Source organism: Geminicoccus sp., from assembly GCF_035556675.1.
In the GTDB taxonomy this organism is placed as follows: domain Bacteria; phylum Pseudomonadota; class Alphaproteobacteria; order Geminicoccales; family Geminicoccaceae; genus Geminicoccus.
In genome coordinates, this window is the sequence record NZ_DATMFZ010000277.1 from 1 (window position 1) to 15,732 (window position 15,732).

At 69.9% G+C, this 15,732-nt stretch carries 18 protein-coding genes and 1 pseudogene; 15 read left to right on the forward strand and 4 right to left on the reverse strand.

Annotation, left to right across the window (positions count from 1 at the left end):
- The 3 genes from VNS22_RS19310 to urtA form a co-directional block, all read right to left on the reverse strand.
- On the reverse strand, positions 1-438 hold a 438-nt coding region (locus tag VNS22_RS19310; RefSeq protein WP_414653387.1), incomplete at its 3' end, for an ABC transporter permease subunit.
- A gap of 6 nt (positions 439-444) precedes the next feature.
- Complete coding sequence (gene urtB, locus VNS22_RS19315; RefSeq protein WP_325735307.1) at positions 445-2,040, reverse strand: urea ABC transporter permease subunit UrtB; 1,596 nt, start codon at positions 2,038-2,040, stop codon at positions 445-447.
- Between the two features lie 88 nt (positions 2,041-2,128).
- Positions 2,129-3,415 (reverse strand): urea ABC transporter substrate-binding protein, encoded by a 1,287-nt coding sequence (gene urtA, locus VNS22_RS19320; protein ID WP_325735309.1) that lies wholly within the window; start codon positions 3,413-3,415, stop codon positions 2,129-2,131.
- A 178-nt stretch (positions 3,416-3,593) separates the two neighbouring features.
- Here urtA and VNS22_RS19325 point away from each other — a divergent pair, with 178 nt between their 5' ends.
- The 15 genes and pseudogenes from VNS22_RS19325 (at position 3,594) to VNS22_RS19395 (ending at position 15,524) form a co-directional block, all read left to right on the forward strand.
- Complete coding sequence (locus tag VNS22_RS19325) at positions 3,594-4,400, forward strand: urease accessory protein UreD (RefSeq protein WP_325735310.1); 807 nt, start codon at positions 3,594-3,596, stop codon at positions 4,398-4,400.
- 109 nt (positions 4,401-4,509) lie between these two features.
- Positions 4,510-4,812, forward strand: a complete 303-nt coding sequence (locus tag VNS22_RS19330; protein WP_325735312.1) for an urease subunit gamma — start codon at positions 4,510-4,512, stop codon at positions 4,810-4,812.
- Positions 4,813-4,888: 76 nt separating this feature from the next.
- Positions 4,889-5,197, forward strand: coding sequence for an urease subunit beta (locus VNS22_RS19335; RefSeq protein WP_325735314.1), 309 nt, complete (start codon positions 4,889-4,891; stop codon positions 5,195-5,197).
- A complete protein-coding gene (gene ureC, locus VNS22_RS19340) occupies positions 5,197-6,909 on the forward strand; it encodes an urease subunit alpha (protein ID WP_325735315.1) in 1,713 nt (570 codons plus the stop codon). Before VNS22_RS19335 ends, ureC begins: the two co-directional genes overlap by 1 nt.
- Positions 6,910-6,975: 66 nt before the next feature.
- Positions 6,976-7,425 carry an urease accessory protein UreE gene (locus tag VNS22_RS19345; RefSeq protein ID WP_325735317.1) on the forward strand — a complete coding sequence of 150 codons (450 nt, stop codon included), beginning with the start codon at positions 6,976-6,978 and terminating at the stop codon, positions 7,423-7,425.
- Entirely contained in the window at positions 7,418-8,113 is a 696-nt protein-coding gene (locus tag VNS22_RS19350) for an urease accessory protein UreF (protein ID WP_325735319.1), read from the forward strand. Before VNS22_RS19345 ends, VNS22_RS19350 begins: the two co-directional genes overlap by 8 nt.
- Positions 8,110-8,796, forward strand: a complete 687-nt coding sequence (ureG, locus tag VNS22_RS19355) for an urease accessory protein UreG (RefSeq protein ID WP_325735321.1) — start codon at positions 8,110-8,112, stop codon at positions 8,794-8,796. Before VNS22_RS19350 ends, ureG begins: the two co-directional genes overlap by 4 nt.
- A 228-nt stretch (positions 8,797-9,024) precedes the next feature.
- Entirely contained in the window at positions 9,025-9,483 is a 459-nt protein-coding gene (ccmE, locus tag VNS22_RS19360; RefSeq protein WP_325735323.1) for a cytochrome c maturation protein CcmE, read from the forward strand.
- Positions 9,480-11,468: a heme lyase CcmF/NrfE family subunit gene (locus tag VNS22_RS19365; RefSeq protein WP_325735325.1), complete on the forward strand. Its 1,989-nt coding sequence runs from the start codon at positions 9,480-9,482 to the stop codon at positions 11,466-11,468. Before ccmE ends, VNS22_RS19365 begins: the two co-directional genes overlap by 4 nt.
- Positions 11,469-11,533: 65 nt before the next feature.
- Positions 11,534-12,103 carry a DsbE family thiol:disulfide interchange protein gene (locus tag VNS22_RS19370; RefSeq protein ID WP_325735327.1) on the forward strand — a complete coding sequence of 190 codons (570 nt, stop codon included), beginning with the start codon at positions 11,534-11,536 and terminating at the stop codon, positions 12,101-12,103.
- Entirely contained in the window at positions 12,100-12,621 is a 522-nt protein-coding gene (locus VNS22_RS19375) for a cytochrome c-type biogenesis protein (RefSeq protein WP_325735329.1), read from the forward strand. The genes VNS22_RS19370 and VNS22_RS19375 overlap by 4 nt, the downstream gene beginning before the upstream one ends.
- Positions 12,618-14,018, forward strand: a complete 1,401-nt coding sequence (gene ccmI, locus VNS22_RS19380) for a c-type cytochrome biogenesis protein CcmI (protein WP_325735331.1) — start codon at positions 12,618-12,620, stop codon at positions 14,016-14,018. Before VNS22_RS19375 ends, ccmI begins: the two co-directional genes overlap by 4 nt.
- A 136-nt stretch (positions 14,019-14,154) precedes the next feature.
- Positions 14,155-14,448 carry a hypothetical protein gene (locus tag VNS22_RS19385; protein ID WP_325735333.1) on the forward strand — a complete coding sequence of 98 codons (294 nt, stop codon included), beginning with the start codon at positions 14,155-14,157 and terminating at the stop codon, positions 14,446-14,448.
- A gap of 536 nt (positions 14,449-14,984) precedes the next feature.
- Positions 14,985-15,131 (forward strand): annotated as a pseudogene (locus tag VNS22_RS19390) (transposase); the annotation flags it as partial.
- Positions 15,114-15,524, forward strand: a complete 411-nt coding sequence (locus VNS22_RS19395; RefSeq protein ID WP_325735337.1) for a hypothetical protein — start codon at positions 15,114-15,116, stop codon at positions 15,522-15,524. The pseudogene VNS22_RS19390 and the gene VNS22_RS19395, both read left to right, overlap by 18 nt.
- Positions 15,525-15,624: 100 nt before the next feature.
- Here VNS22_RS19395 and VNS22_RS19400 read toward each other — a convergent pair.
- Positions 15,625-15,732 (reverse strand): IS3 family transposase (locus VNS22_RS19400; protein WP_325735335.1); only part of this gene is annotated, 108 nt, incomplete at its 5' end.

Genomic DNA, 15,732 nt, shown 5'->3' on the forward strand with positions numbered 1-15,732 from the left:
CACGAAGGCGAGGATGCCCGGCACCAGCGCTACCATGAGCAGGGCGAACGGGAACTGGTCGAAGCCCTGCCAGTACCAGGGCAGCTCCGGCCAGTTCAGGAACACCATGAAGTCCGGCAGGTCCGGATTGCCGTAGACGCCGCGGTCGCCGATCTGGCGCATCAGGTACATGCCCATGGCATAGCCACCCAGCGCGAAGAACGCGCCGTGGCCGAGCGAGAGCACCCCGGCCAGACCCCAGACCAGGTCGAGCGAGAGCGCCAGGAGCGCGTAGCAGACATATTTGCCGACCAGCGGCACCGCGTAGTCCGGCAGGTGGAAGGGCGAGCCCATCGGCACCCACTGGTTCAGCGCCGGCACGCTCACCAGCAGCACGGCCAGGACCAGGAACATCGCGATGCGGCCACGGGGCCCCAGCAGGGTGGTGCGGTCGTTCATCTGGCTTCAGGCCTCCGCACTGCGGCCCTTGAGGACGAACAGTCCCTTCGGCCGCTTCTGGATGAACAGGATCACGGCCACCAGCAGGAGCACCTTGGCCAGCACGGCGCCGGCGAACGGCTCCATCAGCTTGTTGAGCACGCCCAGGGTGAGGGCACCCACCACCGTGCCGGCGAGCTGGCCGACCCCGCCGAACACCACGACCATGAAGCTGTCGACGATGTAGAGCGTGCCGAGGTTCGGGCTGACATTGCCGACCTGGGAGAGCGCCACGCCGCCCATGCCGGCCACTGCCGAGCCCAGGGCGAAGGTCAGCGCATCCACCCGGGCCGTGTCGATGCCGACCGCCGCGGCCATCCGCCGGTTCTGGGTCACCGCGCGCATCTCCAGGCCGAAGCGGGAGCGCTGCAGGACAAACCAGACGATCGCCAGCACGATCAGGCTGAACAGGATGATGACCAGCCGGTTGTAGGTGAGCGTCACGCCGGCGAACTGGAAGGCGCCGCTCATCCAGGACGGGTTGGCGACCTCCTGGTTGGTCGGGCCGAACACGCTGCGCACCACCTGCTGCAGGATCAGGGACAGGCCCCAGGTGGCGAGCAGGGTTTCCAGCGGGCGGCCATAGAGGAAGCGGATCACGCCCCGCTCGATCAGGATGCCGAACAGACCGGCGACCAGGGCGGCCGCCGGGATCGCGGCGATCAGGTACCAGTCGATGAGGGCAGGGGGCAGCCAGGCGCGGAACAGCTGCTGGACCACGAAGGTCGTGTAGGCGCCCAGCATCAGCATCTCGCCATGGGCCATGTTGATCACCCCGGCCACGCCGAAGGTGACCGCCAGGCCCACCGCCGCCAGCAGCAGGATCGAGCCCAGCGAGATGCCCTGGTAGAGGTTGACGCCGATATCCATCCAGAAGCGCTTCTGCTCGATCGCCGCCAACGCGTCGGCGGCGGCCTGCTTCAGCTCGGGATCGGTCTCGCTGGCCTGATAGCCGGCCAGCACGCCCTGGACCCGCGGGTCCAGCAGGCCGGACAGGGCTTCGATGCCGGCCAGGCGCTTGGCCGGGTCGTCGGCATAGAGCGAGAGCATCGACACGCCGAAGCGCATCTGTGCCGCCACTGCCTCGTCCTGCTCCTTGGCCAGCGCCGCTTCCAGCCGGCCAAGCCCCTCGGGCGAGCGGTCGTTGAGCAGCGCGTCCACGGCGGCGAGGCGCCGGGCGGGATCGGGGGAGATCAGGCCGAACTGGCCGATGGCGCCGCGCAGCTGGGTGCGCAGGCGGTTGTTCAGCCGGATCTTGACGCTGTCCGCCGGCGGCTCGGCCAGCGCCGCGCCGGTGAGCGCGTCGGTGACGCCGGCATCGGTCACGATCACCAGCCGGCCGTCCTCGGCCTTCTCCAGCGTGCCGTCGGCCAGTGCCTGGAGCAAAGGTAGGGCGGCCGGGTCGCCGGTGGCCGCGATCGCGTCGATGGCGTTGCCCGTGGCGCCGAAATTGCGGGGCGAGAGTCCCGCCGACGCTTCGGACAGAGAGGCGGAGAAGGCGCTGCCCGAGCCCAAGGCCGCAAGGGTCAGGCAGACCAGCCACACACGCAGGAAAAGCCGCATCTCACATTCGTCCGGGCGTCGGCGGGACGGCCCGCGCGTTCTTGCGGGGAAGGCATTCGCAAGCCCGCGCAGGCGTCCGGTCAGAGGATCAGAAGGACGGCTTCTCGCAGCCGCCGCAGACCCAGGGATAGGTCCAGTCCGCCGTCAGCTTGGCGCTCTCGGGGATGTAGTCCGACCAGGCGTCGCCCGGCACGAGATCGTCGGTCTCCCAGACCACCTCGAACTGGGCGTCCGGCTGGATCTCGCCGATCAGCACGGGCTTGGTGATGTGGTGGTTCGGCAGCATCTCCGAGATGCCGCCGGTCAGGTTCGGCGCCTTCTGGCCGATGATCGCCTGGCGCACCGCGTCCACGTCGGTGGTGCCGGCCTGCTCGACCGCCTGCACCCACATCTGGAAGCCGATATAGTGGGCCTCCATCGGGTCGTTGGAGACCCGCTCCGGGTTCTTGGTGAAGGCCTGCCACTTCTCGATGAACGCGGTGTTCTCGGGCGTATCCACCGACATGAAGTAGTTCCAGGCGGCCAGGTGACCGACCAGGTTGCTGGTGTCGATGCCGGACAGTTCCTCCTCGCCCACCGAGAAGGCCACCACCGGCACGTCCTCGGCCTTGATGCCCTGGTTGGCCAGCTCCTTGTAGAACGGCACGTTGGCATCGCCGTTGATGGTGGAGACCACCGCGGTCTTCTTGCCCTCGTTGGCGAACGCCTTCACCTGGGTGACGATGGTCTGCCAGTCGCTGTGCCCGAACGGCGTGTACTCCTCCATGATGTCGGCATCGGCCACACCCTTGGAGTGGAGGAACGCGCGCAGGATCTTGTTGGTGGTGCGCGGATACACGTAGTCGGTGCCGAGCAGCACGAAGCGGGTGGCACCCCCGCCATCCTCGCTCATCAGGTACTCGACCGCCGGGATCGCCTGTTGGTTCGGTGCGGCACCGGTATAGAAGACGTTGCGCGAGCTCTCCTCGCCCTCGTACTGCACCGGGTAGAACAGCAGGCCGTTCAGCTCCTCGAACACCGGCAGCACCGACTTGCGGCTGACCGAGGTCCAGCAGCCGAACGTGGCGGCGACCTTGTCGGAAGCGATCAGCTGGCGGGCCTTCTCGGCGAACAGCGGCCAGTCGGAGGCGGGGTCGACCACCACGGCTTCCAGCTTCTTGCCGAGCAGGCCGCCCTTGGCGTTCTGCTCCTCGATCAGCATCAGCATGACGTCCTTCAGCGTGGTCTCGCTGATCGCCATGGTGCCGGACAGGGAGTGCAGGACGCCGACCTTGATCGTCTCTTCCTGGGCCAGGGCCGGCAGGCCCGCGGCCAGGCCGATGGCGGTACCGGCGAACAGGCCGAGAAGATGCCGCTTGCTGCAGCTCCAATTCATCTGGTTGATCCCCCGAAAAATGTGCTCGACCGGCCGCCTCGGCCGTCCGGGGATCTCTGCAGCAAGATGGGTGCCACGTTTGCGAAACGGTGACGAAACGGGATGTGGCGCCGAATCAGCTGGGCTGCCCCAGGCCGAAGCCGCGCCCCTGCCTATTGATGAGGCAGGCGGTGAAAACTTGCGCAGCGGCCTGCTGCGCATCGGCTGGGACGGCGGCAGGAGCCATCGGCTGGCCGAGCTGCGGCAGGAAGCTCCCCTGCGGGCCTTGTTTCCGCGGGAAACGGATGGGGCCGACGCCGTCGTGGTCAACACTGGCGGAGGTGTGCTCGGCGGTGACCGGCTGACGGTCGAGATCACGCTCGGCCGCGACACGCGCGCTCTGGTCACGAGTCAGGCAGCCGAGAAGGTCTATCGCTCCGCCGGGCCGGTCGCAGAGCTGCGCACGACGCTCCGGGTCGGTGCCGGCGCCTGCCTGACCTGGGTGCCGCAGGAAACCATCCTGTTCGAGGGCGCGCGTCTCCACCGCCTCCTGGAGGTGGATCTCGATCCCGGCGGGCGCCTGCTCGCTGCGGAGATGCTGGTGTTCGGGCGGGTCGCGCGCGGCGAGCTCCTGCAGAACGCCCGTCTGCGCGAGGCCTGGGAGGTGCGGATCGGCGGCCGGCTGACCTGGATGGAGCGCTTCGGCATCACCCCGCCCTGCCTGGAGATCCTCGACGCCCCAACCCTTGGCGGCGGCGCCAGGGCGCTCGCCACGGTCGTCCATGCCGGCCCCGGTGCTGCGGCAGCCCTGGACGCCGCGCGCGCCGCCATGGTGGTCCAGGGCACGGCGCGCGGCGGGGTGACGGCGGTCAACGGGCTGCTGGTCGGCCGGCTCCTGGGCCCGGATCCGCTCGCCGTGCGCCGCTCGCTGGCCGCCACGCTCTGCGCCTGGCGCGACGTGCTGCTCGGCGAATCCGCGAGCCTCCCGCGGCTCTGGGCGATATGATCCGGCCACGCCATTTCCGGTAATCGCCGGAGCATGGCTGGCACACGCGTTGCTTCCCCGCTGCTGGGCCGGGTGGCATCGGCAGCGAGGCTCGGGAGGGCGGCTTAACTTGGAACTGTCTCCGCGCGAGAAGGACAAGCTCCTGGTGGCGGTGGCCGCGATGGTCGCCAGGCGCCGCCTGGAGCGTGGCGTGAAGCTGAACTACCCGGAAGCGGTGGCGCTCATCACCGATCATGTCCTGGAAGGGGCACGTGATGGCCGCTCGGTCGCGGACCTGATGGCGGACGGCGCCAGCGTCCTGACCCGGGAGCAGGTCATGGAAGGCATTCCGGAAATGATCCACGAGGTCCAGGTCGAGGCGACCTTCCCCGACGGCACCAAGCTCGTCACCGTGCATCAGCCGATCCGCTGATGCGTTGGGCGCCATCGGATCCGGCAGCCGGCCGGCAGGATCCGGGTTCCAGGACGATGGCCGGCGCGGAGGCCCCATGATTCCCGGCGAATACATCGTTGCCCCTGGCGAGATCGAGCTGAATGCCGGCCAGCCGGTGGTCACGGTCGAGGTGGCCAACACCGGCGACCGGCCGGTGCAGGTCGGCTCGCACTACCATTTCTACGAAACGAACCCGGGCCTGCGGTTCGACCGGGAGGCGGCCAGGGGCATGCGCCTGGACATCCCGGCCGGCACCGCGGTGCGCTTCGAGCCCGGCCAGACCCGCAGCGTGACGCTGGTGCCGCTGCGCGGCCGGCGGGTGGTGCAGGGCTTCCGGGGCGAGATCATGGGCGGGATCGACTGATGGCCTACCGCATCGACCGCCAGGCCTATGCCGGCATGTATGGTCCGACCGTGGGCGATAAGGTGCGCCTCGCCGACACCGAACTGTTCATCGAGGTCGAGAAGGATTTCACCATTCCTGGCGAGGAGGTGAAGTTCGGCGGCGGCAAGGTGATCCGCGATGGCATGGGCCAGTCCCAGGCGACCCGGGCCGAGGGTGCCGTCGACACGGTGATCACCAACGCGCTGATCGTCGACTGGACCGGGATCATCAAGGCGGACATCGGCCTGCGCGACGGCCGGATCCACGCGATCGGCAAGGCCGGCAACCCCGACACCCAGCCGGGCGTGGACATCGTGGTCGGTCCCGGCACCGAGGTGATCGCCGGCGAGAACAAGATCGTCACCGCGGGCGGGATCGACGTCCACATTCACTGGATCTGCCCGCAGCAGATCGACGACGCGCTCCATTCCGGCCTGACCACCATGCTGGGCGGCGGCACCGGCCCGGCGGCCGGCACCAATGCCACCACCTGCACGCCCGGTCCCTGGCATCTGGGGCGGATGCTCCAGGCGATGGATGCCTTCCCGATGAACGTGGGCCTGTTCGGCAAGGGTAACGCGTCCCGGCCGGACGCCCTGCGCGAGCAGGTGCTGGCCGGTGCGTGCGGGCTCAAGCTGCACGAGGACTGGGGCACCACGCCGGCCGCGATCGACTGCTGCCTCTCCGTGGCAGACGAGCTGGACGTCCAGGTCCTGATCCACACCGACACGCTGAACGAGAGCGGCTTCGTCGAGGACACGATCGCGGCGTTCAAGGGCCGCACGATCCACACCTTCCACACCGAGGGTGCCGGCGGCGGCCATGCGCCAGACATCATGAAGGTGGCGAGCTTTGCCAACGTCATCCCGAGCTCGACCAACCCGACCCGCCCCTACACGGTGAACACGCTGGACGAGCATCTCGACATGCTCATGGTCTGCCATCACCTGGACAAGCGCATCCCGGAGGACGTGGCGTTCGCCGAGAGCCGGATCCGCAAGGAGACCATCGCCGCGGAGGACATCCTCCACGACCTGGGCGCGCTCTCGATCATCTCCTCGGACAGCCAGGCCATGGGCCGGGTCGGCGAGGTGATCACCCGCACCTGGCAGACCGCGCACAAGATGAAGGTCCAGCGCGGCCGCCTGCCCGGCGAGACCGGCGACAACGACAATCTGCGGGTGAAGCGCTACGTCGCGAAATACACGATCAACCCGGCGATCGCGCAGGGCATCGGCAAGCATGTGGGCTCGGTCGAGGTCGGCAAGCTCGCCGACCTGGTGATCTGGAAGCCGGCCTTCTTCGGCGTGAAGCCGGACATGGTGCTGAAATCCGGCACGATCGCGGCCGCGATGATGGGCGATCCCAACGCCTCCATCCCGACTCCGCAGCCGACGCACACCCGGCCGATGTTCGGTTCGTTCGGCCGCGCCCGCACCGAGAGTGCGGTCACCTTCCTGTCCAGGGCGGCCATCGAGGCCGGCCTGCCGGACCGGCTGGGTCTGGCCAAGACCTGCCTGCCGGTCGAGGACACCCGCAGCGGGATCGGCAAGGCGGCCATGAAGCTGAACGATGCGACCCCGGCCATCGAGATCGATCCCGAAACCTACGAGGTCCGCGCCGACGGCGAGCTCCTGACCTGCCGGCCCCTGGCGGTGCTGCCGATGGCGCAGCGCTACTTCCTGTACTGAGCCACCTTGGGGTGGCTCGCCCTCCCATCTTCATCCCCCATCTTCGTCCATTGTCGCGAGGTCGGTTTGGCACGGCGTCTGGTAGAGCATGCTCCCCTGGGTGAATGGCCGCGGAACGACGAGGTCGGGACGCTGACGCTGGCCTATGACGACCGTCACCGGCGCCGGGTCCGGCTGACCTCGGACCAGGGCGCCGAACTGCTGCTCGACCTGCCGCGCGCGGTGGCGCTGGAGGAGGACGACGGGCTGCGCTGCGAGCTCGGCGGCTGGTACCGGGTGGTCGCCGCGGCCGAGCCGGTGCTGGAGGTGGCCGGCCGCGACAGCGCCCATCTGGCGCGGCTCGCCTGGCATCTGGGCAACCGCCACACGCCGACCGAGATCCGTGCCGATGCGCTGCGAGTCCGCCAGGACCACGTGCTGGAGGCGATGCTGAACGGCCTGGGCGGCAGCACCCGCCGGCTGGTGGTGCCGTTCTCCCCGGAACGCGGCGCCTATCACCGCCACGACCATGGCTGAGGACCGCTCGGCGCTGTCCCTGCTGCGCCTGCTCGCCTGGACCTCGCCGGCCTTCCCGATCGGCGGCTTCGCCTTCAGCCACGGCCTGGAGACCGCGGTCGAGGAAGGGCTGGTGCGGGACATGGGCTCGCTGCTGGCCTATGTGCGCCAGGCCTGCCGCCATGGCGCGGGATATGCCGACGCGGTGATCCTGGTACGCGCTCACGCGCTGACGGATGACCCTGATGGCTTGGCCGAGCTCCTCGACCAGGCCCATGCCCTGCGCGGCACGGCCGAGCTGGCGCTCGAGACCGGTATGCAGGGCGATGCCGCGCTGCGTACCCTGCGCGCGGCCTGGCCGGCCCCGCAGCTCGACCGCCTGGCGGGCCTCGCCGCCACGTCCGGAATCTTGCCGCCCCTTCCGGTGGTCCTGGGCGTCGCCGCTGCCGCTCATGGCATCCCGGTCGAACAGGCCTGCCTCGGCCAGCTCGCCGCCTTCGCCGCCTGCCTGGTGTCCGCAGGGGTGCGCCTCGTGCCGCTGGGGCAGACCGATGGCCAGCGCGTCACGGCCGCACTGGAGCCATTGCTGGCCGAGCTCGCCGCAAGCGCGCCAGGCACCGCGCTGAGCGACCTCTACCCTGCAGCGCCCATGATCGACCTCCTGTCGATCGCCCATGAAACCCAGTACACGAGGTTGTTCCGTTCATGAGTGGCCATGGCCCATTGCGCGTCGGCATCGGCGGGCCGGTAGGCTCGGGCAAGACCGCGCTCACCGAGCAGCTCTGCAAGCTGCTGCGCGACCATTACGCGATCGCCGCGATCACCAACGACATCTACACCAAGGAGGATGCCGAGATCCTGACCCGTTCCGGGGCGCTGGAACCTGAACGGATCATGGGCGTGGAAACGGGCGGCTGCCCGCATACCGCGATCCGCGAGGATGCCTCGATCAACCTCCGCGCCATCGACGAGATGTCCCAGCGCTTCCCCGACCTGGAGGTGCTGTTCATCGAGAGCGGCGGCGACAACCTGGCCGCCACCTTCAGCCCCGAGCTGGCCGACGTCACGATCTACGTGATCGACGTGGCCGCCGGCGAGAAGATCCCGCGCAAGGGCGGCCCGGGGATCACCCGGGCGGATCTGCTGGTCATCAACAAGACTGATCTGGCGCCGCTGGTCGGCGCCTCGCTCGAGGTGATGGACCGGGATGCGGCCCGGATGCGCGGCAAGCGGCCATTCGTGTTCGCCCAGATCAAGAACGGACTAGGCGTGGACGAGGTCGCAGCGACCTTGCTGGACCTGGGCGGCCTGCCCTGGCGCCTGCCGCATCAGCCGATCGGGATCCCCGCCTGCAACGCCCGGGCGCTGGCCAGGGTGGCGGAGCCGGGCTGACCTCTTCACCAAGTCTTCAGGAATAGGTGCGATAAGACTTCCGGAGCAGGAGCGAGCATGCGTCTTGACGCAGGCTCCGTCTGCGCCGACCCTGGCAGCATACTCGAATTGCTGGCGCGGCTGGGTGTCGCAGCGGGGCGGACAGGGCATTCCATCGACGGTTTCCCTGGCTACCTCCACGACGATCCCGACCGGGCCGGGGCACCATCGGATTCTCGAACCAGTCTTATGCGCCTTAGAAAGAAGCAGCGTCTCTATCTGGTCCTGGGCAGCCTCGTGCTCCTGGGCGGTGCCGCCGCCCTGGTGCTGACCGCACTCGAGCAGAACGTCGCGTTCTTCGTGACCCCCAGCCAGGTGGCGGCCCGCGAGGTGCCCGAAGCCCGCAACTTCCGGATCGGCGGCCTGGTGGTCGCCGGCAGCATCGAGCATGCCGGTGACGGCATGGTCCGCTTCCGGCTCACCGACACCAAGGAGGAGGTGCCGGTCCAGTATGCGGGGGTGCTGCCCGACCTGTTCCGGGAAGGGCAGGGGATCGTGGCCCAGGGCGAGCTGGAGCCGGACGGGACCTTCCGCGCCATCGAGGTGCTGGCCAAGCACGACGAGAGCTACATGCCCAAGGAGGTGGTGGACTCGCTGAAAGACGCAGGCGTCTGGCAGCATGACGGCAGCGGGGTGCCCACCCAATGATCCCCGAGCTCGGCCATCTGGCGCTGGTCCTGGCGCTGGTCCTGGCCCTGCTGCAGGGCACGCTGCCGCTCTGGTCGGCTGCCCGCGGCGACCCGGTCGGCATGCGTCTGGCGGTGAGCGGGGCGGTGGGCCAGTTCGTGATGGTGAGCCTGGCGTTCGGCGCGCTGACCTGGGCCTATGTGGCCTCCGACTTCTCCGTGGCCAACGTCGCCACCAACAGCCATTCCGCCAAGCCGCTCATCTACAAGATCAGCGGGGTCTGGGGGAATCACGAGGGGTCCCTGCTGCTCTGGGTCTGGATCCTGGCGATCTTCGGTGCGGCCGTGGCAGCGCTGGGTGCGAACCTGCCGCTGCCGTTCAAGGCGCGCGTGCTGGCGGTGCAGGGCCTGATCGGGGCGGGCTTCCTCGCCTTCGTCCTGTTCACCTCCAACCCGTTCCTGCGCCTGGACCCGGCGCCTTTGGACGGCAACGGCCTGAACCCGATCCTGCAGGATCCCGGCCTCGCCATGCACCCGCCCATGCTCTACCTGGGCTATGTCGGCCTATCGACGGCCTTCAGCTTCGCCATGGCCGCCCTGATCGAGGGGCGGGTGGATGCCGCCTGGGCCCGCTGGCTGCGGCCCTGGGTACTGGTCGCCTGGGCGGCGCTGACCTTCGGCATCGCCCTGGGCTCATGGTGGGCCTACTACACGCTGGGCTGGGGCGGCTGGTGGTTCTGGGACCCGGTGGAGAACGCCTCGTTCATGCCGTGGCTGGCCGCCACCGCTTTGCTGCACTCTGCGGTGGTGGTGGAAAAGCGCGACACGCTGAAGGCCTGGACCATCCTGCTGGCGATCCTGTCCTTCGCCCTGTCGCTGCTGGGCACCTTCCTGGTGCGCTCGGGCGTGCTGACCTCGGTGCATGCCTTCGCGTCCGATCCGACCCGCGGTGTCTTCATCCTGGCCCTGCTGGTGCTGGCGATCGGTGGCGCCTTCGCCATGTTCGCCTGGCGGGCCCCGATGCTGCGCCCGGGCGGCAGCTTCGCCCCGATCAGCCGGGAAAGCGGGCTGCTCCTGAACAACGTGCTGCTGGCCACGGCGGTCGGCACCGTGCTGCTCGGCACGCTCTATCCATTGTTCCTCGACACGGTCGGCGGGCCGAAGATCTCGGTGGGCCCGCCCTATTTCGATGCGACCTTCGTGCCCCTGATGGTGCCGCTGCTGCTGGCCATGCCGGTCGGCAGCCTGCTGGCCTGGAAGCGGGGCGATCTGCCGGGCGTGCTCCAGCGCCTGCGCCTGGCGTTCCTGGCGTCGCTCCTGGCTGTCGGCCTGGCGCTGCTCCTGCTGGGCTGGCAGCGTCTGGGTGCTGCCCTGGGCTTCGGCCTGGCGCTGTGGCTGGTGCTGGGGGCGCTGGTCGATCTGTCGGAGCGCATCGGCCTGTTCCGCCTCGCTCCGGCGCAGTCGCTGCGCCGGCTGCGCGGCCTGCCGCGCTCGGCGCTGGGGGCCGCCCTGGCCCATGCCGGGGTGGGCCTGCTGGTGCTGGGCGTCACCGGTGCCACCGCCCTGCGCGAGGAGCGGATCGCAGCACTCGCCGTGGGCGAGGCGACGGCGCTGGGTTCCCTGCAGGTCCGGCTGGTCGAGGTGCACCAGGAGCAGGGGCCGAACTATGTTGCCACGGTCGGGGAGTTCCAGGCCGAGCGGGATGGGGAATCCCTGCACCGGATCCGCTCGGAGAAGCGGTTCTTCCCGGTGGAAGGCATGCCGACCACCAAGCCCGGCATCCTGACCTCGCCCTGGGCCGACCACTACTATGTGCTGGGTGACCAGGCTGCGGATGGGCGCTGGGCCGTGCGGCTGTATCGCGAGCCCCTGGTGGTGTGGATCTGGTGGGGTGCGGCGGTCACCGGCCTGGGCGGCCTGGTCAGCCTGTCCGACCGTCGCCTGCGGGTGGGAGCACCCAGCCCGGCGAGGCGGCGGCTGCCGGCTGGTGAGGGGGTGGCGGCGTGAACGCCAGCGAACAGCCGGGGGCCATTGGTACGCCATCGTCCACGCCGTCCGCCGATAAACCGGCCATGGCGCAAGCGTCGGCGACGCGCATGGGAGCGCGCCGTAGGTGGCGCTGGCTGGCCTTCCTGCCGCTCGTCCTGATGCTGGTGCTGGGCAGCGTGTTCTGGCTGAACATGGGCAAGGACCCGGCCGAGCTGCCGTCTGCCCTGGTCGGCAAGCCGGTGCCGGACTTCGACCTGCCGCCCTTGCCCGGGCGCGCCGACGGGCTGGCCGCCGCCGACCTGCGCGACGGCCAGCCGAAGCTCGTGAACGTGTTCGCCTCCTGGTGCGTGCCGTGCCGGATCGAGCATCCGGTTCTGATGGAGCTGCAGCGCCAGGGCATCCCGGTGGTCGGGATCAACTACAAGGACGAGCCGGCCAAGGCACTGGCCTTCATCGGCCAGCTGGGCGATCCCTACAGCCGGATCGGCGCGGACCGGGATGGGCGCGTCGCGATCGACTGGGGGGTATACGGGGTTCCCGAGACCTTCGTGATCGACCGGGAGGGCAAGATCGTGCTGCGCTTCCCGGGGCCGCTGTCGCCGGAGATCGTTCGGGACCGCATCCTGCCGGCACTCGCGGGAGCCGGGGGATGACCCGGTGGATCGCGACGGCACTCCTGGTCTGCCTGCTGGCCTTGGCACCGGGCGGCGGAACACCGCTCCTGGCGGTGACCCCGGACGAGCAGATGGCCGACCCGGCGCAGGAGGCGCGGGCGCGCGAGCTCGGCCGGGAGCTGCGCTGCCTCGTCTGCCAGAACCAGTCGATCGACGACAGCGATGCCGACCTGGCCCGGGACCTGCGCCGGATCGTGCGCGAGCGGATCGCCGCCGGTGACGACGACCAGGCGATCCTGGCCTATCTGACCGACCGCTACGGGGAATTCGTTCTGCTGCGACCGCCGGTCACCGCCGCCACCTGGCTGCTGTGGTTCGGTCCCCCGCTGCTGCTGCTGGCAGCGGGGGCCACCGCGTTCCTGTGGCGGCGCCGCTCGGTGGTGGAACAGGAGCCCGGCCTGAGCCCGGAGGAGGAGCGCCGGCTCGACCGGATGCTGGCGGAATCCGGCCCTGATGCGCCGCTGTCTGGCCCCGGTGGGCGGCCGTCCGCCGGATGATCGACACTTTGTTCCTGCTCGCGGCCGTGCCGGTCCTGGCCGTGGCCGCCCTCTGCCTGCTCTGGCCGCTGCTGGCGCGACGGGGTGTCGCCCCGCGCGGCCGGCACGACCTGGCCGTTTATCGCGACCAGCTGGCCGAGGTGGATCGCGATCAGGCGCGCGGCCTGATCCCGCCGGACCAGGCCGAGGCCGCGCGTGTCGAGATCCGCCGCCGGATCCTGCGCGCCAGTGCCGCCGGGGAGGCAGGCGCGCAGGATCCGGCGGACGGGCGGCGGACGCCGGCTGCCGCGATCGCGGCACTCGCGGCCCTGCTGCCGATGCTGGCATTCGCCGCCTATCTGGCGCTCGGGCGCCCGGACCTGCCCTCCCGGCCGGCGGGCGGCGCCGCGGGCCCGTTCGCGTCGGGCGAGCATCGTGCGCTGCTCGAGAAGGCCGCGGCCGAGCTGTCGGACCGGCTCGGCCAGACGTCGGACGATCCCGACGGCTGGCTGGAGCTCGGCCGGCTCCAGGCCGAGCTCGGCCGGATCGACGAGGCGATCGGTTCGCTGCGTCGCGCCAGGGAGCAGGCACCGGACGATCCGCGCCTGCCGGTGGAACTGGCCGATCTGCTGACCCGGGCGGCCGGGGGCGTGGTGACGCCGGAGGCCCAGGAACTGTTCCGCGCAGCGCTCGAGGCACCGGGCGGCGAGGCGGCCGCAGATCCACGCGCCGCCTATTTCGTCGGCGTCGCCGAGGCCCAGGCGGGTGATGTCCCCGGGGCGATCGAGCGGTGGCGGCGGCTCCTGGCACGGGCACCGGCGGATGCGCCATGGCGCGCCCAGCTGGTCGAATCGATCCGCGTGGCGGCAGGCCAGGCCGGGCTGGATGCCGGCGAGCTGGGGGCACCTGCGGCATCGGGCATGCCCGACGCGCAGGCCATGGCGGAGATGGCCGAGCTGACGCCGGAGGAACGCGACCAGCGAATCCGGTCCATGGTCGACGGCCTGGAGGTGCGCCTCCAGGCCGAGCCCGGCGATGCGGAAGGCTGGGCCCGGCTGGGCCGGGCGCGCGAGGTCCTGGGCGAGAAGGGGCAGGCGGCGGCAGCCTATGAGCGGGCGGCAGCACTGCGTCCGGACGATCCGGCGATCCTCTCGGCCTGGGGCAATGCCCTGATCAGCGAGTTGCACGCCCCGACCGGGCTGCCGCTGGTGAACGATGCCGCCAAGGACGTGTTCGAGCGGCTGGAGAAGCTGGTGCCGGACGATCCACAGCCAGCCTGGTTCCTGGGCTTGGCCGCCGTCCAGGCCGGCGACCGCGCCGAAGCCCTCGCCCATTGGACCGACCTTCTGGACCGCCTGCCTGCCGATCATCCGGACCGCGCGGCGATCGAGCAACTGGTCGATGAACTGCGACCATAGGCGCAAACGCGAAGGATCCGCACGAATCTAAGAGCGCCCGTTGCTCTGTCGAAACCTCTGGCTGCCCGGGAGGTCGGCCGCGCCTGGGAGGAGTCTCCGACGGGAGGCGGTGGTGCGGAGCACGACGAAGTCGGTCTTGCAGCTAGCCCGCTGGCGCACCCGCTGCGGGGAGATGGCGCTGCCGAGCCACGCCGGCCGGTTCTCCCGGCGCGGCGATGCGCAGCCGCCCCTCTTCGCCGTGCGTGTGCTGCGCCAGTTCCTGCGCACCGCCTGCCGAGGGATCGTGGCGCTGGTCGGCGAGGGGCGGGAGTTGCGCCGGGCCTTGGGGCTTGGCCGGGTGCCCTACCACGCCACGCCGGCCCACGCCGCACCTCGCCTGCCGGCGGGCACGGACAAGGGGCCCCATGCCAGGATGTCCAGGCCGCGCTGATTGGGCGAGCCCCAGGCCGGCGGCCCCGTCGAGGCTTGGCCCGTGGCGGCGGTCGACGCCACGGGGCTGGCGATGCGTCCGGTGAGCGCGCACGTCGGCCTGCGCCGAGCGGTGGCGCTCGTCGACGTCGACACGGTCCTGGCCGGCGCGAGCTGCGACGCCCAGCACGACCATCGCCCCAGCACGACCATCGCCTCTGCCGCGAAGAGGCGGGCCTGCGCCGGAGCGTCATCGCGCTCAACCCGCGCGATGCGAGCGAGCGTCCGCCCAAACCGCCTAGTCGTCGTGCCCCGCACCACGATTGCCCGGTCAGCCTCCATCCGTCAGCGATGGCACGTCGAGAGCGCCTTCAGCCAGCACCGGCGCCGCTTCGGGTCGACCCTGACCGTACGCCGAGCCGCAGCGCAGCCGCACGCACCGATCCTGCGTGTCCGCACTCACAACGGGGTGCTGCTCGTCGAGGCAGGATCAGGAGTTCAACAGAGCAAGCGCCTAACAGAAACGGAACCCGATGGTCCGGCCGTTGTTGGCCGGACATGGTTGCACCCCTGGTTTCCGATGAGCTTTGGCAGGAGATGGCGCCCCTTCTGCCACCTGAGCCTGCCAAGCCCGAAGGCGGCCGACCTCGCAGGCCGGACCGCACCTGCTTGGCTGGGATCGTGTCCGTGCTGCGCACCGGCATTGGCCCTTTGCGGCCTCCTGGCCGCACCCGCTTTGCGAATCGGATCGACCGTCTGCTGACGTCGATAGGCGCACCTGCTCGCCACCAGCCTGATCTGCCTCAAGTTCGTGACGAGATCGTTTTGTTAAGCACTCTTGCTCTGTCGAAAGCCTCATGGGGAAGATCCCAGGATCACAAGGCGTTGGACGTTGAAGACGATGCCTCTGAGGAGCGCCTGAGCCTGCTGAGTAGGCTCCAGCCGTGCGGTGAGCTTCTCGCCGCAGCAACGCTCGATCACCGACATGACCGTCAGGGCGTTCCAACGCTGCCGATAGGCGGCCCGATCGTCTGGATTGCCTGCCTTGCCCAGCCTGTGGACCATCTCCTGTCGGTAAGGCGTGGTGGCGCACCGTAGCAGAGCGGCGCTTCTTGGCTGGGATCAGGCTGTCGACGCCGAGTTCCGCCCGGCAGAAGCGGTGGTTGACTGATCTTCCCCCGATTTGGCGGACAGGGGGTTAGCTAGTGTTCCGTTCGGCCTGCTCGGGTGTGATATAGCCGAGAGCCGAGTGGATACGCTTTCGATTGTAGTAGCCCTCGATGTAAGCGAACAGGTCACGGCGGGC